General features: G+C 69.6%; 24 protein-coding genes and 1 pseudogene. 4 read left to right on the top strand and 21 right to left on the bottom strand.

The window, feature by feature from the left end; genetic code table 11:
* Positions 1-28: 28 nt before the first annotated feature.
* Both NR112_RS01430 and NR112_RS01425 read right to left on the bottom strand, forming a co-directional pair.
* A complete protein-coding gene (locus tag NR112_RS01430; RefSeq protein ID WP_256792204.1) occupies positions 29-424 on the bottom strand; it encodes a hemerythrin domain-containing protein in 396 nt (131 codons plus the stop codon).
* 303 nt (positions 425-727) lie between these two features.
* Positions 728-1051: a DUF2249 domain-containing protein gene (locus NR112_RS01425; RefSeq protein WP_256792203.1), complete on the bottom strand. Its 324-nt coding sequence runs from the start codon at positions 1049-1051 to the stop codon at positions 728-730.
* Positions 1052-1295: 244 nt separating this feature from the next.
* Between NR112_RS01425 and NR112_RS01420 the strand changes: the two genes are divergently transcribed.
* Complete coding sequence (locus NR112_RS01420) at positions 1296-1928, top strand: metalloregulator ArsR/SmtB family transcription factor (RefSeq protein WP_256792202.1); 633 nt, start codon at positions 1296-1298, stop codon at positions 1926-1928.
* Between the two features lie 840 nt (positions 1929-2768).
* Here NR112_RS01420 and NR112_RS01415 read toward each other — a convergent pair.
* Positions 2769-3293 carry a DinB family protein gene (locus NR112_RS01415; RefSeq protein ID WP_256792201.1) on the bottom strand — a complete coding sequence of 175 codons (525 nt, stop codon included), beginning with the start codon at positions 3291-3293 and terminating at the stop codon, positions 2769-2771.
* A gap of 380 nt (positions 3294-3673) precedes the next feature.
* Between NR112_RS01415 and NR112_RS01410 the strand changes: the two genes are divergently transcribed.
* Positions 3674-4021: a DUF6220 domain-containing protein gene (locus NR112_RS01410; protein WP_256792200.1), complete on the top strand. Its 348-nt coding sequence runs from the start codon at positions 3674-3676 to the stop codon at positions 4019-4021.
* Between the two features lie 184 nt (positions 4022-4205).
* Here NR112_RS01410 and NR112_RS01405 read toward each other — a convergent pair whose 3' ends face one another.
* The 4 genes from NR112_RS01405 to NR112_RS01390 all read right to left on the bottom strand — a co-directional run bounded on the left by NR112_RS01405 (position 4206) and on the right by NR112_RS01390 (position 10532).
* On the bottom strand, positions 4206-5798 hold the full coding sequence (locus tag NR112_RS01405) for an alkaline phosphatase family protein (RefSeq protein WP_256792199.1): 1593 nt from the start codon (positions 5796-5798) through the stop codon (positions 4206-4208).
* Between the two features lie 1770 nt (positions 5799-7568).
* The gene (locus tag NR112_RS01400; RefSeq protein ID WP_256792198.1) at positions 7569-8051 is read right to left on the bottom strand and encodes a hypothetical protein; all 483 of its coding nucleotides are present in this window, start codon (positions 8049-8051) and stop codon (positions 7569-7571) included.
* A gap of 245 nt (positions 8052-8296) precedes the next feature.
* Positions 8297-8779 (bottom strand): VOC family protein, encoded by a 483-nt coding sequence (locus NR112_RS01395; RefSeq protein ID WP_308335976.1) that lies wholly within the window; start codon positions 8777-8779, stop codon positions 8297-8299.
* Between the two features lie 121 nt (positions 8780-8900).
* Entirely contained in the window at positions 8901-10532 is a 1632-nt protein-coding gene (locus NR112_RS01390; RefSeq protein WP_256792197.1) for a DUF6056 family protein, read from the bottom strand.
* A gap of 302 nt (positions 10533-10834) precedes the next feature.
* Between NR112_RS01390 and NR112_RS01385 the strand changes: the two genes are divergently transcribed.
* Positions 10835-11296, top strand: coding sequence for a GNAT family N-acetyltransferase (locus tag NR112_RS01385; RefSeq protein ID WP_256792196.1), 462 nt, complete (start codon positions 10835-10837; stop codon positions 11294-11296).
* A 509-nt stretch (positions 11297-11805) separates the two neighbouring features.
* On the opposite strand, the gene NR112_RS01380 is transcribed toward NR112_RS01385, so the two are convergent.
* The 13 genes and pseudogenes from NR112_RS01380 to NR112_RS01320 form a co-directional block, all read right to left on the bottom strand.
* Complete coding sequence (locus NR112_RS01380; RefSeq protein ID WP_256792195.1) at positions 11806-12153, bottom strand: YtxH domain-containing protein; 348 nt, start codon at positions 12151-12153, stop codon at positions 11806-11808.
* A 187-nt stretch (positions 12154-12340) separates the two neighbouring features.
* A complete protein-coding gene (locus tag NR112_RS01375) occupies positions 12341-13285 on the bottom strand; it encodes a cold shock domain-containing protein (RefSeq protein WP_256792194.1) in 945 nt (314 codons plus the stop codon).
* Between the two features lie 280 nt (positions 13286-13565).
* Complete coding sequence (locus tag NR112_RS01370; RefSeq protein ID WP_256792193.1) at positions 13566-13847, bottom strand: helix-turn-helix domain-containing protein; 282 nt, start codon at positions 13845-13847, stop codon at positions 13566-13568.
* Positions 13844-14249 (bottom strand): annotated as a pseudogene (locus NR112_RS01365) (VOC family protein). The gene NR112_RS01370 and the pseudogene NR112_RS01365 overlap by 4 nt, the downstream one beginning before the upstream one ends.
* A gap of 173 nt (positions 14250-14422) precedes the next feature.
* Positions 14423-14644: a hypothetical protein gene (locus NR112_RS01360; protein WP_256792192.1), complete on the bottom strand. Its 222-nt coding sequence runs from the start codon at positions 14642-14644 to the stop codon at positions 14423-14425.
* A 603-nt stretch (positions 14645-15247) separates the two neighbouring features.
* Positions 15248-15805 carry an ABC transporter substrate-binding protein gene (locus NR112_RS01355; protein WP_256792191.1) on the bottom strand — a complete coding sequence of 186 codons (558 nt, stop codon included), beginning with the start codon at positions 15803-15805 and terminating at the stop codon, positions 15248-15250.
* A 194-nt stretch (positions 15806-15999) separates the two neighbouring features.
* A complete protein-coding gene (locus tag NR112_RS01350; protein ID WP_256792190.1) occupies positions 16000-16308 on the bottom strand; it encodes a phosphatase RsbU N-terminal domain-containing protein in 309 nt (102 codons plus the stop codon).
* Between the two features lie 9 nt (positions 16309-16317).
* On the bottom strand, positions 16318-16716 hold the full coding sequence (locus NR112_RS01345) for an STAS domain-containing protein (RefSeq protein WP_256792189.1): 399 nt from the start codon (positions 16714-16716) through the stop codon (positions 16318-16320).
* Positions 16713-17627, bottom strand: coding sequence for an STAS domain-containing protein (locus NR112_RS01340; RefSeq protein WP_256792188.1), 915 nt, complete (start codon positions 17625-17627; stop codon positions 16713-16715). Before NR112_RS01340 ends, NR112_RS01345 begins: the two co-directional genes overlap by 4 nt.
* On the bottom strand, positions 17611-18702 hold the full coding sequence (locus NR112_RS01335) for a sigma-70 family RNA polymerase sigma factor (protein ID WP_256792187.1): 1092 nt from the start codon (positions 18700-18702) through the stop codon (positions 17611-17613). The genes NR112_RS01340 and NR112_RS01335 overlap by 17 nt, the downstream gene beginning before the upstream one ends.
* 302 nt (positions 18703-19004) lie before the next feature.
* The gene (locus NR112_RS01330) at positions 19005-19127 is read right to left on the bottom strand and encodes a hypothetical protein (RefSeq protein ID WP_256792186.1); all 123 of its coding nucleotides are present in this window, start codon (positions 19125-19127) and stop codon (positions 19005-19007) included.
* A gap of 602 nt (positions 19128-19729) precedes the next feature.
* The gene (locus tag NR112_RS01325; RefSeq protein ID WP_256792185.1) at positions 19730-19999 is read right to left on the bottom strand and encodes a GNAT family N-acetyltransferase; all 270 of its coding nucleotides are present in this window, start codon (positions 19997-19999) and stop codon (positions 19730-19732) included.
* A gap of 57 nt (positions 20000-20056) precedes the next feature.
* On the bottom strand, positions 20057-20197 hold the full coding sequence (locus NR112_RS01320; RefSeq protein ID WP_256792184.1) for a hypothetical protein: 141 nt from the start codon (positions 20195-20197) through the stop codon (positions 20057-20059).
* Positions 20198-20413: 216 nt separating this feature from the next.
* Between NR112_RS01320 and serA the strand changes: the two genes are divergently transcribed.
* Entirely contained in the window at positions 20414-21613 is a 1200-nt protein-coding gene (gene serA / locus NR112_RS01315) for a phosphoglycerate dehydrogenase (RefSeq protein ID WP_256792183.1), read from the top strand.
* A gap of 179 nt (positions 21614-21792) precedes the next feature.
* Here serA and NR112_RS01310 read toward each other — a convergent pair whose 3' ends face one another.
* On the bottom strand, positions 21793-23028 hold the full coding sequence (locus NR112_RS01310; protein WP_256792182.1) for a helix-turn-helix domain-containing protein: 1236 nt from the start codon (positions 23026-23028) through the stop codon (positions 21793-21795).
* Positions 23029-23044: the final 16 nt, after the last annotated feature.

Raw genomic sequence — 23044 nt, 5'->3', positions numbered from 1 at the left:
GTTGGTGTCTCCTGTGCCCCGCTCGTTGTCATGGGTGTGCTCCTTCTGCCGTCGGGGTGAGATGCTCGACCTCGTCCCACTCGGGGCCGCCGAGGTGGATGGCTGCGGCCGGGAAGAGTCCGTTGTCCTCGCGGTCGATGTGGTCGCGCAGGGCGTCCTCGAAGCGGGGAAAGAGGGCCACGTCACCGCCCGCGACCGCCGCGAGCAGCTCGTCGAGCTCGTGGTGCTCGCCGCATAGCCGGGCGATGTGGTCGGTGAAGAGCTCGTCACGAGCCATGACCGTGAACAACCCCGCCTCCTCGGCCACGACGTGCGGCGTCAGGTGGGCCTCGAGCTCGCGGGCCGCTGCTCGCCGGCGCGGCTCGTCGTCGAGCGAGCTCCGCAGGGCGCTGAGGTGGTTGATGATGTGCTCGTGCTCGGCCATGAACCGGCCGACCACCTCCAGGTCGGCACATCCGCAGTAGCTGCACATCATCGGTTCCCGTCGTCGGTGGTGTTCACGCTGCGACCGCAGGTCGTTCATGAGCCCCTCGACCACGGCGAGGATCTCCCTGGGGCGTGGTCGTGGTCTTGGGCGTGGTCTCGGACGTGGCTGCGAGCGGCGGAGTGGAAGACGACACCGTCGGGCGGTGATCGCGCAGCGGCCATACCCCTCGCTCCGGCAGGGCAGCGGCGAAGGAGCGCTCGAGCTGGCGCATGCTCATCGCGGCGTCTGTCGGGGCGTCTGTCAGAACGTGGCGTCGGAGCTGAGGTCAGGCTGACGGGTGAGGCGCAGGGTCCAGGCATGCGGGCCGCGCACCAGGTAGTCGGCCCCGATGGTGCCGCCTTCGCGATCCTCGATCTGGGCGAGCAGGGGCTCCTGCTCATGGGGTGCGATAAGCCGCAGCGACCCACCGGCCGGCACGGCTGCCAAGGCGCTGAAGACGGTCGCTTGGCGGATCGCGTGCGGGATCGCGCGGACGTCGAGCTCCGGCTCGCCGTCGTCGGAGCACCCGCAGGCGCCGCCGGTCGATCTGATGTCGCAGACGGGAAGGGACTCGTGGACGCTCACGGTGGCTCCTGGGATTGGGGCGAGGTTGGGGTGCCGTCTCGGCCGGGATGCGCCGAGGTCGACTATTTATTACACTCCCCATGTGAAAAGTAGCCGATCTGACGATGCCGCGCCAACCCGGGCCCTCGGGCCGGCTTCCGAGCAGGTCCGGCCATCCGGTCCGGACTCCGGCGGGCGGCCTTGGGCGGAGCCGGGCCCTCGTGGCCCGGAGGCCCTGCCCGAGGTCCCTGCGGCGCGCGAGCGCGTGCTAGAGGCACTGGCGGGCTACGAGCCGGAGCGACCGGGGACGATCGGCGCGCTCGTCGAGACCCTCGGCGGGCACCCCAACACGACCCGCGCCCACCTCGCCCGGCTGGTCGCCGACGGTCTTGTCGGGCGCACGACCGTCGAGGCCGGCACGCGGGGCCGTCCCGCCCTCGGCCACCACCTGACCGACCGGGGACAGCTCGTCGTCCAGGCGCTGCGCGTGTCGCGGCCCGTCTCGACCGACGAGCTCGTCACGGCAATGGCCGAGCACCTCGCTGGTACCCGTGACCCCGAGGTCCATGCCCGCGCCATCGGACGCCGCTGGGCCGGCCAACTTGGCGCGCTGCCGTCGCCGGGCGCACGAGCGACGCCACCCCTCGACCTCGTCGTCGGGCTTCTGACAACAGCGGGCTTTTCGCCGCAGGTCGAGCCGGACGGCGACGTCGCACTGCGCACGTGCCCGGTGCTCTCATCGGCCCGCGCCCATCCTGGTGTCGTGTGCACGATGCACGAGGAGATGCTGCGCGCCACCCTGGAGCGGTCGAGCGCCGCCGACACGGAGGTACGCCTCGTGCCCTTCGCCCGCGAGGGCGCCTGCCTCGTCCAGCTCTCGTCGCCCAGCGTCCGCTGAGCCGACCTGCCGGGGCGGTCACGGTGCCACCTGGGAGCGGCGGACGTCATACGGGCCCGGAGTGCTTGGTCGCGCTCTGGCGCGTGCCTTCGCCTCCGACGGGGACGCCGAGGTGGACAATGCTACCACGAGCGGGGCAGTCCCTGCTTGAGCCACGCCCCTTCACGGCGACCGGCGGGCCGCAGACCGATAGAGAGCCACACCGGTGACGCTGGTGGGCAGCCGCAAAGGCGGCCGCCCGCCGATCGCCTGGCGAGTCTGGCCAGACACGGGCCCTACCGACAATCGTCTAGTAGCCCATTGTCGCCCCGAGACGACGGCCCCGGTGGAGGCCTCGCTTGGCGTCGTGTCGCTTGGCCCCCTCGACGTGCGCTCCGTCGGCCCGAGCCTCGTGCGCGCAGCGCGGGCACTGCGCGCCCTCCTGCGGTGACAGGCGACGACTCTCTGGGTCTCGGAGGGGAAATCAGGACAAGTCCTGCGCGACGGTAAAGAGTTGGTATGGCTATCGCGCACCGGGCAACCCGTTGGGCTTGTGCGTCCACCAGGGTACGCGCTACAAGGGCTTCACCCGCCACCGCGCGGTCGACGGGCCGCCGCGCTGACCCGCCCGGCGGCATACGCCCTCGGGGGCTCGGGCGCCCATGACTTTGGGCTCACGAACTGTGGTGCGCAGCCCTGGTCCACGTGCTGCCTCAGCGATTGAGCTGGCGCGCCCGCTGGTTACGCACGCCTTTGCACCTCGGGCGCGATCTGGAACGGTCCTGATCCACTCCGCGAGGTGGGGCACTGCTGCTCGGGGGCATGGCCGGACGAACGTCCTCCGAGCGGCACATCCGTGAGCTATCCCCGCGCTCGCTCAAGGGTCAGTTGCCGCCGGTGGTGCTGGTAGTGCTGGGTCGGGTAGTGGTAGATGTCGCGCAGTGTCATGTAGTCCTTGAAGTACGGGTCCCAGCCGGACGGGAAGTGCATGCCCCGGTCTAGCGCGCGCTCCGACTGCGCTCGAACGGACTGCTGTAGGTCGCTGAGCACGCGGTCCATGAGTCGCTCCATGCGGGCAAATCCCAGGGTGCGAGCACCGAACAGGGAGCCGACGTAGTTGACAACGTGGAACGGCCGGGTGCCAGCGTTGAGAAGCCCGGCGAACCGCCTGGATGTACCCTCGGGCAGACGGGAGAAGCCCCAGACGAGGATCCTCAGGTTCCGCACCAGCAGATAGCCGAAGAGCATATGGAATAGCAACTGTTCGTTGTTCCACTTGGTGCCGTCGGATGGCTTGCGAAGTTCAGCGACCGTGGCGTTGTCGAGAAGATCCCGGTAGTCGTCGCGGACGCGGTCCATCTCTGCGCAGATCTGTTGCTGGTCCATTTCTCGCCTCCGGAGATGTGCAACCTGGGTTCCACGCTAGGCCCCGGCACTGTCCGGTCCGGCGCTCGAGGTCGAGGCGATCGACGGTGAAGTCGAAGATCTCGCCGCGGCCGCAGGTCCAGGCGCGTCTGCGTGCGCGCCAGTGCTAGTGGGATCGCACGGGACGCGCCTAGGATCGGTCTGCGCCGCGGATCGCAGCCATCGGCTGCGCAGGACGGGCTGCGACAGTGACTCGGGGGGCACGATGTCGTCCACCACGGGACGGGTGGTTCGGCGACCGACCCTGACCAGGAGGAAGTGGGATGTCCGAGGCAGCAGGTCCGATACGCACGTCGAGAGCCGCACCCGGCCGTCCGCTCGTGATCGTTGCGGGTGTCGCGATGGCCTTGATCGCCCTGCAGTTCGTGCTCGCCGGTTACGGCATCTTCGAACGGCAGTTCCACAAGGCGGACGACGGGTGGTTTGAGCCGCACCAGGCGGTCGGCTACCTCACGATCTTGTCGCTCATCGCCGTCCTCGTCGTCTCCCTCGTCACCCGGCAGGGACGCGACACCATCGTCCGCGCGGTCGTGCTCGTGGTCCTCGGGATCCTGCAGCCGCTGCTCGCAGGCCTCGGCGCCGACACCAACCCCTGGTACGGGGTCCTGCATGCGGCCGTTGCCGTCGCGATCGCCGGGCTCGACGGCTCGCTCATCGGGAGGGGCGCCCGCGCCTCGGCGCAGCCCTGACGGGGCCATCGAAATCGTCAGTCGTGATGGGTCTACTCGCGGCGAGTCACGCACCTTGCACGACGCACGGAGGGCGGTCCGGTTGATCACCTGCCCCGGGCAGAGCGAGGGCACCTGACCGACGCGCGACGTAGGTCAGGTGTCCCTCTGGTGCCGGTAGGGCGGTCTGCGGCTGCGGGTGGGCTCAGCGCTTGGCAGGCTGACCCGTCGCCGGGTCGAGGAAGAGGCGCGGCGCGCGGCCATCGCCGTCACCGTGGGTCGAGAAGCTGAACAGGTTGGTCAGGGGGCCCGCCTTCTCATCGAAGGAGAAGTTCCCGACCCGGCCGGTGGTCCAGTTGTCTTCGATGAACTTGAGGATCGAGGTCTGGTCGGTGATGGTGTGGTCGACGAAGTTCTTCTTCGCATACGCAGAGATGACCAGCAGGGGCTGTCGGGGCCCGTAGCCACAACGGTCCTGGTAGCCCCCGGCCACCCGGGCCGGGTTGCTGCCGCAGGTACCGGGACCGGTCAGGGCATCGTTCGCCTCCTGGGACTGGTTGACGATCGGGGACATCTGGTGGTCGTACCAGCCGTCGCTGTCGTCGTAGGCGATGACCACCGCGGTGTCCTTCCACTGTGGCGTCCGCTGCAGCCGGTTGATCGTCTCGACGAGGAAGCGCTGCTCGTCCAGAGGCGTGGAGTATCCGGCGTGGCCATCCTGATAGGCGGCCGCCTTGAGGAAGCTCACCGACGGCATACTCCGTGCGTCAACGGCTGACCAGAAGTCGGTCAGGTCGTACTGGTGGTTCGCCGGGCCCGCGTGCCCGATCTCGGCCGTGGAGGCCGGGCGGGTGTGCGTGGGGTTGGCGGTGCTGGCGTAGTACTGGAAGGGCTCATGGTGCGGGATGTAGTCCTTGCTCACCACGCCGCCGACGTCAGCGTGGCTGGCGGTGCAGTCGGCAAACCCGCCCTGGAACCAGCCCCAGCTGACACCTTTGGCGGTCAGCAGGTCGCCGACGTTCTTGTTCTTGGGGTCCACGGACGTGCTGGTGTCCCGGGTGTCACAGCTGTCGCCCGCCGGCTGGGGGTCCCCGATCATGGTGTTGCTGCTAGCGGGTACCGCCGTGCCATCGGGTGTGAACCCGTGGGTCTGGCCGGAGACGAGGTTGATCGCGCCGGGCGTCGAGGGCCCGAAGGTGCTGCTGAAGGAGTTGTCGCTCATCGCGAAGTGCTGGGCGTAGTTCCAGAGGCCGGTGACCGTGTTGCCGTCGTAGTAGCCCATGACCAGGCCCTTGCCGTGGCCGTAGTCCGCGCAGGTGCCGGCGCCCCGGCCGACGGTCTCGACGAACTTGTCCATGAGCCCGTGATCGAACGCCTTCTGCTCATTGGTGTAGGTGTGGTCCTGGTCGCAGGTCTGCGACTGTGTTCGAGCCAGCCGGAACGGCTGCACCGAGTTGGGGTTGTTCGGGGCTTGCAGCGAGACATTGAGGCCGTTGACCGCAGGAGTGTCCGGTCGCGGCCGGAAGACGGGTTCGCCGGCGGTGTTCGCCGCGTGCGGGTAGGTGGCGAAGTAGTGGTCGAAGGAGACGTTCTCCTGGTAGATCACGACGAGGTGCTTGATCGGGGTGGCGGTGGCCGCCGAAGGACGCCACGGTGACGAGGCCGACTCCACCGCGGCAGACTTCGCGGCGACAGACTTCGCGGCGGCGGCGGCGGGCGACATGGTGGACGTGGCGGCGGAGTGCGCTGCGATCGCAGGGACGGAGGCTGCCAGCAGGGCGAGGGTGCTGACTGTCACCACCAGTAGCGGACGGGCTTGGCGCGGGGGGAGGGACATCATCGGCGCTCCTGGGAAGGGTGGACGCCCGTGTCCGGGGAAACGGCTTTGCGCAGGCTCTCGTCCGGAAGTGAGAGAACTCCTCAACTGCTCCTGGGACTCGAGTGAACGCTGGACGAAACCCGGAGACGATGCATCCGGGGATGTGTCAGATGAACGGTGCTTACCCTTTCAGGGTAGGGGCTCACACCCGCGGCAGCGCGGCGAGCGCCCTCCCTGCACGGCAGCGGCCCGGCGGGTCTCCGCCTGGCGATCGCTCCGTGCAGCGGCAGCGGCGAACGCACCGACCACCAACGGTCGTCGTGCGAGGCCTGCACCACCCACCTGACCCAGAGGTAGCCGCGTCGGCCGGGGACAGGAACTGCGGGGGTGCCCGGTCGGGTCGCGCGCCTGGCGCCACTGGCCGCCGAACGGCTCGTCGCGCGGGGCCGGCGACCAGAGGCGGTGGACGACGGGATGGCGTTGGACCTTCCGGTCCCCTCCCAGGATTGTGGCCGGCGCCCAGCCCCCAATCAGGCTTCCAGCGGGGACGGGGACCGGGCGAGCAGGGCCCCGGGCGCGGTACGGCAAGCCCGGGGCCCCGTGACGACGGTGTACGGGGGGAGGGGGGAATCACCGTCGTCACCTTCGTAGACGCTCGAAGCCCCGGGGCATGACGTGCGTCCGGCACTGGAGACGGTCCAAGCACCGGCTGCGGCACTCCCTGTGATGGGCGCGGGGTGCATCTCCGACGGGATTCGAGCCGACCGGGGCTGCCGGCCTGACCGTGTCGGCGGGCGAGCGCTGGTGCTGATCTGCGGCAGCGTCCGTCACGCGCGTGGGTAGTCGTCCTCGGCCTCGCGGGCACCTCCACCTGATGTTCGAGACGGTCCGCCTCGTCGACCAGGTCTGCCGGCGCCTCGAGGGTGTCAGCGGCAGGTGTGTCGGGCGCCGTGTCCGGGTCGAGCGGGGCTCGTTGTTCGAGGAGGTCCGCTATGGGAGCCAGGAGGGTGAGTCCACGAGCGAACGGTCCTCGAGTTCTTCTGCACCGACCAAGACCTTTACGACAGGTCTCGGCGTCGCCGCCATCAACGGCGTCAGTCGTGAGTGCGTCGACTCGTGGCGCCCTCTCGGTGCCTACTTCGCGTCTCCGCGCCCGCCGACTTCGGACGTTACGGCGCTGCGTTCGGACCTGGCCTGCGGTTCGAGCAGCCGTTCACCGGCCTGGTCCTGAGCTCACGTGACCTGCGTCGCCGAACCGGCTGCCCGACCCGCTGCTACGCCCCTACGCGCAGCAGTTCCTCGAGGTGGCCGTCACCCGCAAGGGACCGAGGACCACTGTCCGCGTCACCGAGCTGATCGAGCTGATCGAGCTGATCCTGCCCGCCGGACGGTGCTCGCTGACTGCTGTCGCCAACGTTCTCCGTCTCGATCCATGCACCCTGCGGGCGACACCTCGCCAGGGAAGGGACGTCGCTCAGCGCCATCGTGGACGACACCCGGGCCGCTCTGGCACAACGCCACCTTGGAAGCGGACCCAGTCGATGACCGAGATCTCACAACTGCTGGGGTTCGAGACCCCGAGCGGGTTCAACCGATGGTTCACGGAGCACTTCGGCATGACGGCTCGTAACTGGCGAAAGCGTTCCCGCTCCCAGATCGATGGCTCGTGACGCGCCGTCACGGTAGGGCGCTCAGGCGTCCGTCGCCACGCGTCGCGGACCATGTGCAGCTCGCGAACCGCGGCTGTGGTCAGGCCAGCGCGGCTTCTACCTTGCCGATGACAGCCGTCTCGTTGGCCGAGGTGTCGCCGGCTGCAGCTGCGGCGTCCCGGCAGCTCTGGAGGACCATCGCGCGGTAGCCGTCGAGGAGCTGGGGAGCCTTGGCCTGCAACAGTGCGACCGCTTCGCCGAGCAGCGCCAGGGTGCGGGTCTCGACGTCCGCCGGGGTGCCCTTCGGCATCTCGGGGAACCCGCCCTTGCCGACCAGGGCGGCGATCTCCGGGGGTGAGCCCGCGATCGCCTTCGAGGCGGCGAAGGACTCCTTGAGGCTGTCGAACATGCCCTTCTCGGCGCGGGAGACCCATGCGCTGGCCAGCATCGCCGCCGAGCGCAGGGTGTGGTGCTCGGCATCGGTGAACCCGGTGGCGTCCTGGGGTGCGGCCTGCGGGGTTGGTGTGCCGCTCGCAGCGCCCGCAGGCGGCTCGGAGGGCTGCGCGGAGGTGGTGTCGGTCATCGTCGGCTCCTGTTCGGTGCGGTGGTGACGGAGGTCGCCCACCCCCGATCCTGCCCGGTGAGCCAAGCGGATAGCGCTCGTGCAGGTCGCGAGTTTCGCTGCGCCCCTGGTGGCGCGGGTCTGGAGCCGCGAACATGGGCCGGACGAACGCCCGCCAGGGCGGCGTGCAGGCGCCGGACCACGGCGCAGCTCCACTTCACGCAGTCGAGGCGGCGGAGGAACCAGGGGTGTCGTGGGACGTGTCCCTAACCGAGTCTCTCCTTGACGAAGGCGGCCAGGGCCTCAGGGGAGGGGTGACCCCAGCCGATGCAGAACGGATGGCCTGCCGGATCCGCGTACACCTGATGCCCCTCGTCGCTGTTCAGGTCATCGGACTGGAGCAGACGGGCACCGAGACCCATCGCCTGTTCGTGTGCCCTCACCGGGTCGTTGACGTGGAGGTCGAGATGCACCTGCTGAGGCGCGCCGTCGGGCCAGTCAGGAGGAGTGAAGTGCGGCGCGAGCTGAACCCCTATGCGCCAGTGGCCAGTGGCGTCGATGACGGTGTGGAACCTCTCGTCGACGAAGACGTGCCCGTCCAGCAATCCGGCCCAGAAGGTGCTTTCAGCGTGCAGGTCAGCCGCGTCGAAGACGACCACCATTCGTATGGGATTCATGAAGCGACGATATGAAGCCCGCGGGCGGGGCCGCCAGATCTCGGCCTCGGCATTCAGCAGGCAGATCGGCACGAGGGGTGAGTCGCCTGGTCGGACGTCCCCTCGTCGGTGCACGCGCAGGCTGGGACACGGTCCAGCGAGCCGGTGGATTCGCACGGATGAAACCCGCGCTCCTACCTCTGGGGAGCCGGGCCTATCTCACCCCAGGGTGCTGCGCCCGCCAGTCGGCGGAGGCCGGTGTCGACAGCCATTCCTCGGAAGGGATCAGTTTGTCGACGCCGTAGTAGACCGCAGCGCAGTTGCCGGCCCAGTCGGGCGTAGCGGTGTAGCGGAACGGCTCGGTCGACGTGGCGATCGGAGTAGGCGTGAACCGCACGATGCGCTTGCCCTCTCGGATCTGTTGCTCGACGGCTGCGGTGTTCTGGTCCCAGGCCTCCGCGCGGAGCGTCATCTCGTGTACGAGCGCCGTGTTCCGCGGCACGATGGACCCCAACAACACCGTGCTGAACAGGGCCGCTACCCCGAGTAGCGCCGCCGTGACCGGAACCGCCACGCTCCGTTGCCAGCCGCTGACGCGGCGGCCCAGCCAGTATCCGGCCGCGGCACCGTAGAGGGCGGCGGTCCCGATGGCGGGGATCAGGAAGCTCGTCCAGGCGCGCTGGTACCCCCAGCCGCCGGGTCCGTAGCCATATCGCAACCCGGCAATGACGCCGAACGATGCGATCGCCACCAGCACAGCCGGCAGCACCGCCACGAGCAGCCTGCGCGGAAGGGTCCACGAGCCGCCGGCGAACGGCAGCGACGTCCTGCGCAGAGCCGCGCCGCTGGCGAGCAGGCCGACCAGGAGCCCCGCGACGACCGCTGTGTAGTACGCGGGCTGGGAAAGGATCATCTCCCAGGAGTTGAGCCATCCGTCAACGGTCTCCGAGAGGCCGCCGACCGACAAGGGCGACGACTGTTCCTGCGTGTACGAGATCACCGTCCGAAACCGCTGGCCGGGCGAGAGGTACAGGACGGCGAATCCGGCGAGCATACCCACGAGCCAGACCGCGAGCCACGTGATCGGGAAGCGCGCCCGGCGGTCGCGGCGGGCCAGCAGGGCAAACAGCAAGGCAGTCCCCGCATAGACGCCGCTCACCACGAAGAACGCCTCGCCGAGCGACCCGATCGCGAAGCCCATGAGCAACGCGAGTACGACCGCCGTGACCCGCACCCACCGCCGCGGGCTGCGGGCCGCGACCATGAGGAGGATGACGTTCCAGATGGCCAGGATCGCGGGGAGCGTGTGCGTGACAGTGGCAGCCGGCCAGAAGAGGATCTGGTAAACCACGTTGCCGGCGAAGAACGTGAGCGCCGACACGACGACCGCCAGGAACCCAGCCGCCGCCGCGGCCCAGCGCCACTGCAGGTGGCGTAGCGCCAGGTACAACACGATGAAGATCCCGACCGTCAACGTGACGATCAGGACGAACGGCAGCACGCGAGCGCCACGGAGGCCGTCGGCGAAGACCAGCACCTGGGCCAGATGGTAGACCAGCCGGCCGTTCACCTTGAAGTAGTAGTAGTCGATGAACCCCAGTGAGCCGTATGCGCGGATCCGTGCCGCCGCGCACCAGTCATCCGCCGCCAGGCGAACGGCCGGGCTGGCGAACGCGCCCAGCGCGAGCAAGTGCACCGCGACGATGGCGGGCGGAAGCATCAGCAGCGCCCACAGCCACGGCCGCCGCCGGCTTTGGCCGGTTGACCGGTCGTCGTGGGCGACCGACGTTTCCGCGGCTCGCTCGGTCCCGACAGAGGCTGAAGAAGTCACCAGATCGGGTCCCATCGACGGACTTGCGGCGTTGAGCGCGACGTGACGGACGATTCGGCAGACATGCTACTCCTCAACGACATGGGCTCATCGGATTGAGGGGGTGATGAAAGGGTCGTGAAGGCAGGCGCGGAACCTGGCTTGTCTCCCAGTTCCCGGAGCCAGATGATCGCGCCAGGACGCCGCCGTGGCAGTCACGCAAGACGTGGTCGGGAGGACACCGACCCGTCAGCCCTGCTCGAAGGACTGGACGTCGACGCGGCACCGGTCCGTTCGCCCCAGATCAGCGCTGTGCTCCAGCGCGTTAGCGTGGGCCTGTGATTCCGCAACCGACCGAAAGGCTTCGATTCCGGGAGATGCAGGAGTCGGACCTCACAGACATCGCCACTCTCGAGATCGGGGGCTCGCGGGGTCCGCGCGGTTGGATCGAGTGGACCAGGGCCAGCTACGCGAAGCACGGGTTCGGGCTCTGGGTGGTCGAGACCCACTCTGGCGAGTTCGTCGGCGACTGCGGTTTGACGCTTCAGGAGGTCGAGGGCGAGTGGATGGTCGAGGCGGGCTGGCACGTGCGTACGCCACTTCGAAGGCTGGGTTACGCCGCCGAGGCCGCGCGATCAGTTCGTGATGCCGCGCGTGCGGGCAACGTTGAGCACTTGATTGCCATCATCCGCCCGGACAACGTGGCCTCCCAAGGCGTGGCGAGCAAGATCGGACTCCGCCTGGAGCGGGAGATCCACAAGAACGGCGGCCCGGCACTCGTCTTCGGGGCAGACCTCTGATCCGAGCAGCCGGCTCGTCCGGCGTCCTCGGCTTGGCGCGGCGATCGCGGACGGCCGTCAGTCTCGGTCAGGCCGCCATGCTGCAGTCCCCGAGGAGCCCGTCGATGACACGCCGCGCCTCTGCTGTCAGGGTCTCGAAATGGTCGTCGACGGCGCGAGCTCCCGCGTTCAAGCGTGTATCAGTACTTCACCTCACGTGATGACCTGCTCGCGGCGATGGCGCCGACGTTTTTCCTTGAGGAGCGGACCGGGCTATCAGCTGGACCGGGTGTGGCGTGCCGGCCCAGGGCCGATGAATCCCGGATGGGCTGGCGCGATTCTCGACGTCAAGCTCATCGGCTCCTAGGGGTGGTCGCTTCGAACGCCTCCTGGCAATATCAGCGCGGATCCGCGGTTCGCACGAAGCCGGGGTCTGGCCGAGGTCCCATCAACCCGGCCGGAGTCATAGGCGTCAACGAGGCTCGATGAATCGGACCCGGAGTGCGCGGGATGGAGCAGGCAGCAGGGGCTCAGGGCAGCGGACCCTTGGGCCCGTGATCCTTCTGGAACTGCACGCCTTGTTCGATCCGCTCCTCCGCGGTCTTCTGGCGCGAGTCCGCGGCGTCGGCGTCGCTAGACCCCGACACCGCCGAGGTGACCTTGTCGGTCGCCGTCCGAGCGGCGTCGGCCACCTTGTCCGCCACGACCGGCGCCTGTTCGCGCACCAGCTGGGCACCCTGGTGCGCTTTCGCCTGGACGCGGGGGTCGTCCTTCAACTGGCCGATCGCGCGCATGAACTGCTCGTAGGGCTCCCGGCCGGCCCGCGATCCGAGCAGGAATCCGACCGCGCCGGCGGTGACGATGAGCAGTCTCTTCATGGGGAGCCTCCGTGTGTGGGGTCAGTCGCCCTGGGCTGGGCGACTGACGATCTGCCTTTGCCATACCCACCACCCCGTCCGTCATCAACGCCCGGACGGATCACGGGCCCGTTCTCGCCGGGTTCGGCTTGCGTTGTTGGGCACCTGGACGTCGAGAGGCAGCGCCCTGCCCGGACCGGCGTCGCCCTCACACCCGTTCGACGCGGTCGGCCTGTGGTCCTCGATCGCTCTGTCGCACGTGGTACCGGACCCGATCGCCCTGGTGCAGCGCCTCGGCGCCTCTGAGGACAGAGACGTGCACGAACAGGTCCGCGCCTCCCGCGTCGGGGGCGATGAAGCCGAACCCCCGCTCGGGGTCGTAGCGCGTGACCACTCCCTCGCCGCCGCGCGCCGGGACGTCGGACGCCTCTCGGTGTCCCGACCGAGCGCGGGTCGTCGACGCCACGGGTGCGCCGCGCGGTGCCGAGCGGCGTGCGAGGCGCACGTCGCGAGCCTGCGGGCCCCTCTCGCTCACGACGACGTCGTATGTCACCCGGTCGCCCTCGCCCAGCTCGGGGAGCCCGTCGGCCAGCGCCCGGACGTGGACGAAGACATCGGGGCCGCCCGACTCGGGGGAGATGAACCCGAAGCCTTTGTCCCCGTCGTACCAGGACACGGTGCCGTCCGCCCCGTCGGATGCCGCGACCTCCTGGGCGGTCTGGGCACCCAAGGGCAGCAGATGGGCAGCCTGCGGTCCCTTGTCCCCGTCGACCACGAGGAACGCCACCCGCTGTGCCTCCGAGACCACACCGCCGGCCACGATGGCCGAACTGTGCACGAAGATCTCGACACCACCGCCATCGGGCGTGACGAAGCCGTACCCCTTGGCAGGCTCGTACCAGGCGACGGTGCCGAGCACGCCCAGCGGTGTATCGGCGGCCTGGTCGGCGGTGACCCGGACGCGGCGTGCCTGCGGGCCGCGGTCCCCCTCGCCGATATCGAACTCAACCACCTGCCCCTCCCGGAGCAGCTTCATCGCGTCGTCGCTGACGATCTCGGACGCATGCACGTACAGGTCCTCTGCATCCTGCCCGAGGGCGATGAAGCCAAACCCCCGGTCGGCATCGAACCAGCGGACGGTTCCCTCGGTCACGGCTGACTCCTTGTCGAAGTTTCGGTCGGTGTTCCCCTAGTGTCCCCGACGGGTCTGAGACAAGCGCCCGGCGCCAGACCGTGCTCGCACTGCCGTGGCAGGTGCCCGACGGCGACAAACACGGCACCCCGCGCCGACAGCGGCACAGTCGGACGTCCGGTCCTCCACGCAGCATAGAAAGGCGTTCTGCGCGGTCGGGTCTGGCGCGGCGAACGTCGACCTCGGCTTGATGTCGCCACGCGATGGAGCTCGGGGCGTGAACCCGCACCACGAGGCGCGCCTAGTCCCCGTCGGCGCCCCAGCGTCCGAGCGCGACGATCGCCTCTCGCAGTGCGAGCCCGCGCTCCGTCAGCGCGTAGGCTCGTGTGTTGTGCCGAAGTGGGAGGCGTGACAGCACGCCGGCCGCTTCGAGCTCGCGCAGACGGGTCGCGAGCATGTTGGTCGGCGCTCCGAGGTCGCGCTGCAGGTCGCCGTAGCGCTGCGGCCCTTCGAGCAGGCGCTCCACGATGAGTAGGGCCCACCGGCTGCCGACGACCTCGAGTGCCGCGCCGAGGTCGGTCACTCGGTCGGATCGGTGTTCGGCTTCATCCAAAACGGCGAGTAGTGGTAGCCGTCGGGGTCATCGAACTGGCGCTGGTACATGAAGGGGTAGTCGTCGGTGTCGCCGATCCGTCCGCCGGCGGCGCCGGCGCGCTCGACGAGCTCGTCGACCGCCTCGCGGCTGCCGAGGTCGAAGGAGACCGTGACCTTCGAAGGGGTGTCCGGTCCGCCGACCCGGTCCTCGACGCCGCCGACGTTCGCGTACATCTCGCGGCTGCCGAGCATGACGTATTGCTCTGGCGCGATGGCGAAGCACGACACGTTGTGATCGGACATCTCGGCGTGGAGAGTCCACCCAAGGGCGGTGTAAAAAGGCGGTCGCGCGGTCGACGCTTTCGACCGGGCAGGTGATGAAGAGGCTCATGTCGGCGTACTTGCAAAAGCAAGCGGCGCGTCAAGGCCCGACCTCAGCGGGGGACGGCGGGCGAGTGATTTCTCGCCAGCGCCGCTGTCATGACCAGAGTCCGCAGCGACCCTTCGATCGACGTAGGTGGCCACGCGACCTGCTACTGGTGCGGCTAGCGGCAACGGGTGCGTTCACGGCGTGGGCACGCGTCGAGACAGCTCGAGACGGAGTCCGGCGAGGCCGAGAGCAACAAGCAGCGCGGACGGCAGCAAGAGCGGAGAGCGCCACGGCTCGCCATAGCTGCGCAGTGCGGCGACCAACCCTGCGACCAAGGCGCCGCCGAGGAGAAGTTCGACGATGCTGAGGCCGAGCGAAAGGCTGTGACTTTCCTCCCGTGCACGTCGGATGACCATGACTGCCGTGTACGTAAAGCCTGCTGCGGCTAGTGCCAGGACAAGCCCGAGCGGGAGAAGCACTCCACCCAGTTCGGCGTTTGGATCTGACCCCGCAACGATCATGGCCCCGGCAAAGACAAGTGCAGCGACACCTACCAGGAGGTGACCGACGCTGACACTGCGTCGTGCTGCGCTCCGTGCCGCCTGATCGGATGCCATGTTTCAGGAAAGCACAGCACGGTGGCGGCGGCCATGAGCACCGGTACTCGCAGTTCACGTGGAAGGGTGCTCACGCTTCGACGACGACAACACATCCCCAGGGATCGCGAGAGCGGCAGTGTCGGACCTCCCGTCCCTCGAGCGCCATGAGCGGATGACGTCAGGACCCGAGAGGCGGCCGCGCTCCTGCGTCGTCTCGACCCTGCCGGCCGGCTCTCCGTCGCAGCCGACTGACGATGCGCGGCACGCCTCATCTCATGGAGAGCGACCGAGCCGGGGCTGCTCGACGCCGACAGAACGGTGACGCGGGCGCCGAGCGGCTGGGGCGCCGGTCCCCTTGAGGACCGGCGCCCCACACTACGGGTGAGATCAGACCCGGAGTGCGCAGCGGGACGAGGTCGGTCAGAGACCGAGCAGTCGGTTGAGCAGGTTCGTCAAGCCCGAGATGCCGTTGCCGTCGAGCAGGCCGGCGATGCCGCAGAGGAGGTTGCCCAGCAGGTTGCCCGCACCGGTCTGGCCGGTGATGTTGAGGACGACCTGGTTGAGGTCGACGACCAGTCCGAGGACATTGAGGTGCAGCGGCCCGAGCACGAGGTTGAGGATGTCGCAGGACCCGGCGGTCGCGGCGCTGGCGACGGTCGTCGTCACCGTCTGCGTCACGGGGATCGCCTGACCTGCCAGCGTCGTCAACGTGCCCGTCACGACCCCCGTGACACCGAGCTGCCCTCGCTGGCTGACGAAGCGCGTCGGCGTGAAGGTGCCGGTGAAGGTGCCGACGCCGGCGATGACCTGGGAGATCGTCGAAGAGGCGGTCGCTGTCGCACCCGTCGGAGCGGCAGCGGCAGCAGCGGCAGGGGCAGCGGCGGGAGCCGCCGTGGCGGCCGTGGCGGGCAGGAGCCCGAGCGCGGCAGTCGTGGCCAGGGTGGCGCCGGCGGCGCAGAGCTTGGTGGTGAACTTCATGGGTGGGACTCCTTGATCGGTGTCGGGCGGCCTCGTGGGCCGTCGGTCACCCCTGAAGAGTCCCTGGCCGTGGTCGGATGACGCGGGGTCGGCTCGAGGACACACCTCCTGGTGCACGGCCGCTGGCGCCGTGACGCTCCGGAAACCCGCGACCCGCACGTCATGCCACCCCGCTCAAGGCGTCCGGGCACGCGTCACGGGTCGAGCACGCTCCGGTGAGTCATGTCGTATGCCGCCAGTACCTCGAGCAGCAGCTCGCCCGTCGTCTCGAAGATCGCACGGTGGTCGGCGGCGTGGGACTCGCTCAGGAGCTCGAGGCTCGAGTCGTGGTGTACCCGGCAGACCTCGAGGAGGCTGATGCCCGCGGTGAAGGCACGGCGCCCCAGGTCGTATGCCGCCTCCCGCGCGGCCTCGTCTCGACGGGGCAGGAAGCGGCGGAGCGTCAGGCGGTAGTTCTGCCTGAAGTCCTCGGGACTGAGGGTGTCCCTCCCGTGTGCGGCCACTGTGGTTCGTCACGCCTCGGGTTCGTCCGGGCGCGGATGGTGCGACCCCTGCTCGGCGAGGAGGGCGAGGCCCTCTTCGAGGTCGAGGGCGGTCGGGACGGCGCCCGTGCCCATGCCGAGGCGCACCATGGTGAAGGCCACCTCGGGCTGGATGCCGACGAGAACCGTCTGTGCCCCGCGAAGGCGCGCCATGTCCGCGATCCGGCGCAGGGTGAGAGCGGCGAAGGAGTCGATGACGTCCAGTGCCGCGACGTCGATGATGACGCCTCGGGAACGGTGTTCACCGATCTGGTCGACGAGGTCGTGCTCGAACCGGACGAGCTCGGAGTCGTTCAGGGCAGTGTGCACCGACGCGATCAGGGTCGATCCCTGCCGCATGATGGAGACGAGCGCCGGTCCGCCGTTCACGAGCTGGTGCTGACCTCCTTCCGGGTCACGGTGTAGCCGAGGAGTCGCTCGGCCTCCTCGAGGCCCCCTTGCAGGTCCCCGATCGTGTTCATCTTGCTCAGATCCACCCCGATGGTCACGAGGGTCTGCGCGATCTTCGGGGAGAGCCCGGTGATGATGACGCTCGCGCCCATGAGACGTGACGCGTCGACGGTCTGCACGAGGTGGTTCGCCACCGACTCGTCGACGTCGGGCGAACCCGTGATGTCGATGACGACGACCTTGGCGCGATGCTTGCGGATCCCCGAGAGGAGCTGCTCGGTGAGCTGGCGGGCGCGCTCGCTGTCCAGCACGCCGATGATGGGCAGGATCAGGAGGCGCTCGCGGACCGGGAGCACCGGAGTGGAGAGCTCGCGGATGGCATCCTGCTGCTGGCGGATGACGCGTTCACGTTCGTCGACGAAGCTGACGGCGACCGTGTTGGCGATGCGGTTTGCAGCAGGCTCGTAGGCGTCGAGGACCTCGTTGAGCATGGAGAAGTCGCGTTGGTACTTCTCGAACAGCGACCGAGCAAGAACGTCGCGCAGCAGCAGCACGATACCGACGACCTCGTGAGTCTCGACCCCCCGCGGGATGATCCTCTCGGAGAGGTCCTTCGCGTAGTGCTGCAGCGCCTCGACGTTGCCCGTCTCGAGGACCTCGACGTAGTTGTCGTAGACCGAGGTCGTCTCGGCCGCCATCTCTTGCGGAGTCATTGCCGTCAAGAGGTGCGTCTGCTGGATGCGCTGCGACCACTCCTCCTGGAGCCGCGTCCGGTGCTCTCGAAGATGGGCCACGAGCTGGGACAGGAGGTGCCCGCCGGGACCGGACTGTGCGGAGTCGTGCTCGGGTGCCTGCTCCATCTGTGGGAGCTCCTCAGGTCGGTCGTTCATGGTCAGTTCCTTCCCACTTGGTCATCGTCACGGTGGTGCCGTGGCCGGGCTCGCTCGCGATCGCGAACTCGTCCATCAATCGCCTGACTCCAGGAAGCCCGAGTCCCAGCCCGCCGTAGGTGCTGAAGCCGTCGCCGAGCGCTCGATCGACGTCCGTGATGCCGGGTCCACCGTCGCGGGCGACGATCTGGATCCCGCGTGTCGGCGCCTCGAGCAGCTCGACGACGACCTCTCCGCTGCCGGCGAAGCGGACGATGTTGCGGCACACCTCGGACACGGCCGTGGCGATCACGGTCAGGTCTGTGGCGCCGAAGGCCAGGCGCGTGGCGAGCTCGCGCGCCGCGCGGCGGGCCGACACGATGTCGGCGTCGGAGCTCACCGGGATCCGGAGGCAGTCGTTGCGCTGCTGGCCCCGCTCGAGCAGCGGCTGGCTGAGCCGGGCGCACGGCTCGCACTCGAGGAGGTGCTGAGCCGCCTGCACCTCACGCTGACGCCGTTGGTCCCCGCTGCTCAGGGCGATGAGCACCGGCCGACAACGATCGGTCGGTGGATCGACATGCTCGATCGCCAGCAGGTACTCGACACGCAACCGGGCCCGCGTCCGGTTGAGCTGCGCGGCCACGGCGCCTGCAGTCGTGCCATGGCGAGCCGCCAGGGCGTGCGTGTCGGCCCCGTCGACCTCGTGGTCGAGCAGCGCCCGGCGTTCCCGCTCATCGAGCCGTGCGAGTGCCGCGGCCATCGCCGACTGCTCCTCCTCGAGAACGACCTGCTTCTCAGGTGGTTCCGGGGCGCTGAGGTCGACGAGTCGGTGCTGGTTCCGGTTCTTGCGATCGATGTCCCGCCACAGGCTGGACACGACGTTCCGGGCCGTCACGATCGCGTAGGGCTCGAGCATGCCGGGTTCGACCGTCGACGCCGCGGACAGGACTCGGGTCAAGGTCTCCTGGACGAGGTCTTCGGCCGAAGGGTGCGACCCGACCCTGGAGTAGACGATCCGGCGGACCATCGGAATGAGGTCCGCGACGTCGTCCGCGGTGTGGCCGGGGGCGTCCCCGGAGCGCTCGGTCGCGCTCATGGGGTGACCGTACCCAAAGGGCTCTCGTCATGGTCTGGGGGTGTGGGCGTCGTCAGTCTGAGACCGACCAGACACGGCGGTCGACCGGCACAAGGACTGGACATGACGCTGCTCACGATGTTGGTGGCCCCTCGCAGGACTCGCTCTACTTCTGTCGCTCGGGCAGCTGGAGTCGTGGCTCGACGAACAGGTGCAGCGGTGCGCACGGACCGCGTCAATGCCAGACCGCCCGAACGGGTGCGACGCGGCCAGCGGCGTACCTCTTCCTTGCTGCCGCACGGAGAGGCTGCGTGTCCGCCGCGCTACCCACGCGTCCGGACGTGCAGCGTGCCGGTCTCGGAGGCCATGACGCGTTCCTCGAACCACTCGAGAACCAACAAGAGGCCGAATCCCAGCAAGGGTGCCGTCAGGGCCAACGCGATCACGGCGAGCTCCTAGCATCGAGACGTGGTCCGGGGTGCTTCGCTCCGTCGAGAGCACAGACCGATCCCTACGTACCCCGAACCACACGGACGGGGACATCCGTAGGTGGATTCCCCTGTTGTGAGCGGGCAGTCCGAGGTTCATGCGAAACGCGTAGGCGGGGTGGGCCTCGATGGTCAGCCGGTCGCTCAGCCGTCGGGCTCGGGCAGGCCGGACCGTACAGCTGACAGGCCGCGTGAGATGCGGCCCTGGGCCTCGTCCTCGGACGGGCGCGGCTCTCCCGCGAGACCAGATGGGCGCAGCCCGCTCGGGTGGGGTGAGCGGGCCGCGCCGGGTGCGCCAGCGGCAGGGGGGTTGCCGCTGGGGCGTGGGCGCGCCCGTCGAGACAGGGGAGCATCGACGGGCGCGCGAGAGCGAGAGTGCCATAGGAGTCTGCGCGAATCCTGCACGCCACGCCGATGGGAAAAGCGCGTCATGAACCGGGGCCCCGATCGTCTTCCTGATGACGACGGTTCACCCCGAGTTGCCGGCGTCAGGGGTCCCGGGCCTGCTCATGGAGGGGCGCCTGGGACCCCACCTCGTCGACGCGGCGCGGACGTCGCTGTCAGCTGCGCAGCTCCATCCGACGCTCCGGCGGCTCATCGATCGGCCACCTCTCCGGGACTCCGGTGTCGACGAAACCCGCTCGTTCATACGCCGTCCGCGCGCCGACGTTGTCGCTGCGGACCATGAGGTAGGTCGACCTACCCTCGCCAGCAGCCCAGCCCACCACCGCGCCGACGAGCCGTCCCACCGGCCCCGTGCCCCTCACTGCCGGTGCGACCCACATCGAGATCAACTCGACCCAGTCCGGGTCCGCGGGTTGTGTGCTCACGACACCGACGTCGGTCGTTCCGTCGTGCGCCGGGAGGGCCAGTGGAACCTGGGTCAGTCAGGACCGCCAGCGCTCCACAGGGGCGTCGACCCAGTCGGCGTGGCGCGAGGCGAAGGCGGCCGGATAGTCGGACAACGACATGAGCCGAACCGCTCGGAACCGCTCCCAGTCGTCTGCTCCGATGCGCGTGACCTCCACGCGGCGAACCTAGCTAGCGCACGAGAGCGGGGCCGGCGCGGTGCGTGGGGCGGGGGCACGAGGGGTGACCCTTCCAACTGGTGGCCAGGTGAGCCCCACCGGAGCATGCGTGACACCATCGGGTCGGTCGACCCCGGTGTGGCAGGCGCCCTCGAGCCGCAGCCCACCGACCCGCTAGCACCACAAAACCGTCCTGCCCCGGACAAGGAGGCGCCCGTGAAGGTCCTGCTGCTGGAGAACGTGCACCCCGTTGCCGTCGAAGCCTTTCGAAGCAACGGCCACGACGTCGAGGTCCGGTCCGGATCCCTGACCGAGGGCGAGCTCATCGACGCTCTGGCCGGAGTCTCGCTGCTGGGGATCCGGTCCAACACCAAGGTCACCCAGCGTGTGCTCGCAGCCGCCGGCGACCTCCTCGCCATCGGGTGCTTCTGCATCGGGACCAACCAGGTCGACCTCACCGCCGCGGCCGCGCACGGGGTCCCGGTCTTCAACGCCCCCTTCTCGAACACGAGGAGCGTGGTCGAGCTGGTCATCGGCGAGATGCTCGCCCTGGCCCGTCGTCTGCCCGAGAAGACCCAGCGCATGCACGACGGGATCTGGGACAAGTCCGCGCGGGGGAGCCACGAGACGCGGGGCCAGACCCTCGGGATCGTCGGCTACGGCAACATCGGCACCCAGCTGTCCAACGTCGCCGAGGCCATCGGCCTCCACGTCGTCTTCTACGACACCGCGGACCGGCTGGCGCACGGGAACGCCCGGCGCCTCGGCTCGCTGGAGCAGCTGCTCGCCGAGTCCGACATCGTCAGCCTCCACGTCGACGGTCGACCCGGCAATGCAGGCCTCTTCGGCGACGAGCAGTTCTCGCTCATGAAGCCCGGCTCGGTGTTCATCAACGCCTCGCGCGGCATGGTCGTCGACGACCAGGCACTGCGCGCGCACATCCTCTCCGGTCACCTCTCCGGTGCGGCCATCGACGTGTTCCCGTCCGAGCCCAAGGCCCAGGGCGACCCGTTCGAGTCGCCGTTGCGGGGCCTCGACAACGTCATCCTCACCCCCCACGTGGGGGGCTCGACGCAGGAGGCGCAGGAGGAGATCGGGTCCTTCGTCGCGGCGAAGCTGCTCGGCTTCGTGCAGTCCGGTGTCACCTCCCTGTCGGTGAACCTGCCGGACGTCGCGGCGCCGCCGGCGGACGGCGGCTTCCGGGCCGGGTACCTCCACCACAACGTACGCGGCGTGCTGGCCTCGATCAACCAGACGCTCTCCGAGGCCGGTGCCAACATCACCGGGCAGTCGCTCTCGACCCGAGGTGAGCTCGGCTACGTCATCACCGACACCGACGTGGCCCTGTCGGACGAGACCCTGGAGCGGCTGCGGCAGCTCGAGGAGACCGTCTGGCTCCGGACCTGGGCGACCTGACGGACGGCTCCGCGCCGGGGCCGCGGAGCTCCGCGGCCCCGGCATCCGCGGAGTCGGAACCTGCGAGCATCCGAGCTGCCCGAATCATCCCGGTCTGAGACTCTGACCTGCGGATTCGTGAGACGCAGGGCCGACGTGTCCGATCCTCCGCGTCGACGGGAGCACGGGCTGACCGGGGCTCAGGGCCGGTCCGCAGTGGGAGCCGAGAGCGCCACGACGAGCTCGCGCACCGCGGACGGGTCGAGGAGCCGGTCGCCGTAGAGCTCGCGCACCTGGCCCATCCGGTAGCGGACGGTCTGGGCGTGCACGTGCAGCTCGGCCGCGACCGCGTCCCGCCGTCCTTGGTGCAGCAGCCACGACAGGAGCGTCTCGGCGAGCCGGTCGCGGGTGCCGGGAGGCAGGTCGGCGAGGGGCGCGAGGGCGTGGTCGCGCAGGTCGGCGAGTGCGTCCGGGTCAGCGGTGAGGACGAGGTCGGTCAGGTGCCGCTCCGTGTCGACGGGGGCCCCGCTGCGTGACGGGCGGACGAGTCGTGCCGTGCGCGCGGCGCGGTCGTAGGACGCGCGCACGTCGTCCCAGGGGCGCGGCGGCCCGACGACGGCGTGGCGGCCGGCGAGCACGCGAAGCGCGTGGACGCGGCCCGGCCCGTCGGCGTCCGGCACGAGCAGCAGCGTCAGCGGGTGGTCCGGGTCGACGTCGTCGACGCCCGGCAGGTCCTCGCCGACCTGGAGGGTGCCGGCCCCGAGCGAGGCCAGGGCGCGGCGTCCCTCCGCCGCCGGCAGCAGGACGGCAGTCAGCGTGGCCGGGGGAGCCCACTCGGCCCGGGCGGCTGCCACGGTCAGCGTGTCGATGCCGGCCCGGGCCAGCAGGTGCTGACCGAGCCGTTCGCGGTAGCGGTCCCGCACCCGCCCGCTCGTCGTCAGCTCGTCGGTGTGGCCTGCGACGCTCGCGGCCGACAGCTCGTCGATGTAGGCGAAGAGCAGCTCGGCGAACTTCGCCATCGTCGCCGCCGGCAACCCGGCGTCTCCCGCGGCCCGGGCGAGCTCGCGCCACGCCACACGGGCGCCGACCCGGTATGCCGCGAGGAGGCTGTCCATCGAGCGTCCCCCGCGTGCCTCGCCGCGTCCGAGCGCGTAGGCCCCCTCGCGGGTCGGGCCGAGCGGCGTGCTCGGGTCGACGTCGCTCCCGCCACCCGCGAGCTTGAGGAAGCCGGCGATGGCCATCTGCACGGCGCGTTCGATCGTGTTGCCGGCGGCCCCACCGAGGGCACCGCGGTAGTCGGGGACCTCGTCGACGACGGCCGTGACCGTCGTGGACGCGATGGCCGGGAGCCGCTCACGCAGCACCCGGAGCACCGCGTGGTCCAGCTGCAGGTCAGCCGCGCCACGGACCGTGGCTCTCTTTGCTTCTGAGGCCATCGACTGTTCCCTCCGC

Source organism: Terrabacter sp. Ter38 (assembly GCF_024519435.1).
Taxonomy (GTDB): Bacteria; Actinomycetota; Actinomycetes; order Actinomycetales; family Dermatophilaceae; genus Terrabacter.
The sequence above is the reverse complement of the archived record's forward strand: the minus strand, read 5'-3'. Positions and strand labels throughout refer to the sequence as shown.

Bases quoted from the DNA above. Each gene is read 5' to 3' on its own strand.
- NR112_RS01430 (WP_256792204.1), bottom strand. From the start codon at position 424: ATGGCCGAGCACGAGCACATCATCAACCACCTCAGCGCCCTGCGGAGC.
- NR112_RS01415 (WP_256792201.1), bottom strand. From the start codon at position 3,293: ATGGACCAGCAACAGATCTGCGCAGAGATGGACCGCGTCCGCGACGAC.
- NR112_RS01410 (WP_256792200.1), top strand. From the start codon at position 3,674: ATGGCCTTGATCGCCCTGCAGTTCGTGCTCGCCGGTTACGGCATCTTC.
- NR112_RS01400 (WP_256792198.1), bottom strand. From the start codon at position 8,051: ATGACCGACACCACCTCCGCGCAGCCCTCCGAGCCGCCTGCGGGCGCT.
- NR112_RS01390 (WP_256792197.1), bottom strand. From the start codon at position 10,532: ATGGGACCCGATCTGGTGACTTCTTCAGCCTCTGTCGGGACCGAGCGA.
- NR112_RS01380 (WP_256792195.1), bottom strand. From the start codon at position 12,153: ATGAAGAGACTGCTCATCGTCACCGCCGGCGCGGTCGGATTCCTGCTC.
- NR112_RS01360 (WP_256792192.1), bottom strand. From the start codon at position 14,644: ATGGTCATCCGACGTGCACGGGAGGAAAGTCACAGCCTTTCGCTCGGC.
- NR112_RS01355 (WP_256792191.1), bottom strand. From the start codon at position 15,805: ATGAAGTTCACCACCAAGCTCTGCGCCGCCGGCGCCACCCTGGCCACG.
- NR112_RS01340 (WP_256792188.1), bottom strand. From the start codon at position 17,627: ATGAACGACCGACCTGAGGAGCTCCCACAGATGGAGCAGGCACCCGAG.
- NR112_RS01335 (WP_256792187.1), bottom strand. From the start codon at position 18,702: ATGAGCGCGACCGAGCGCTCCGGGGACGCCCCCGGCCACACCGCGGAC.
- NR112_RS01310 (WP_256792182.1), bottom strand. From the start codon at position 23,028: ATGGCCTCAGAAGCAAAGAGAGCCACGGTCCGTGGCGCGGCTGACCTG.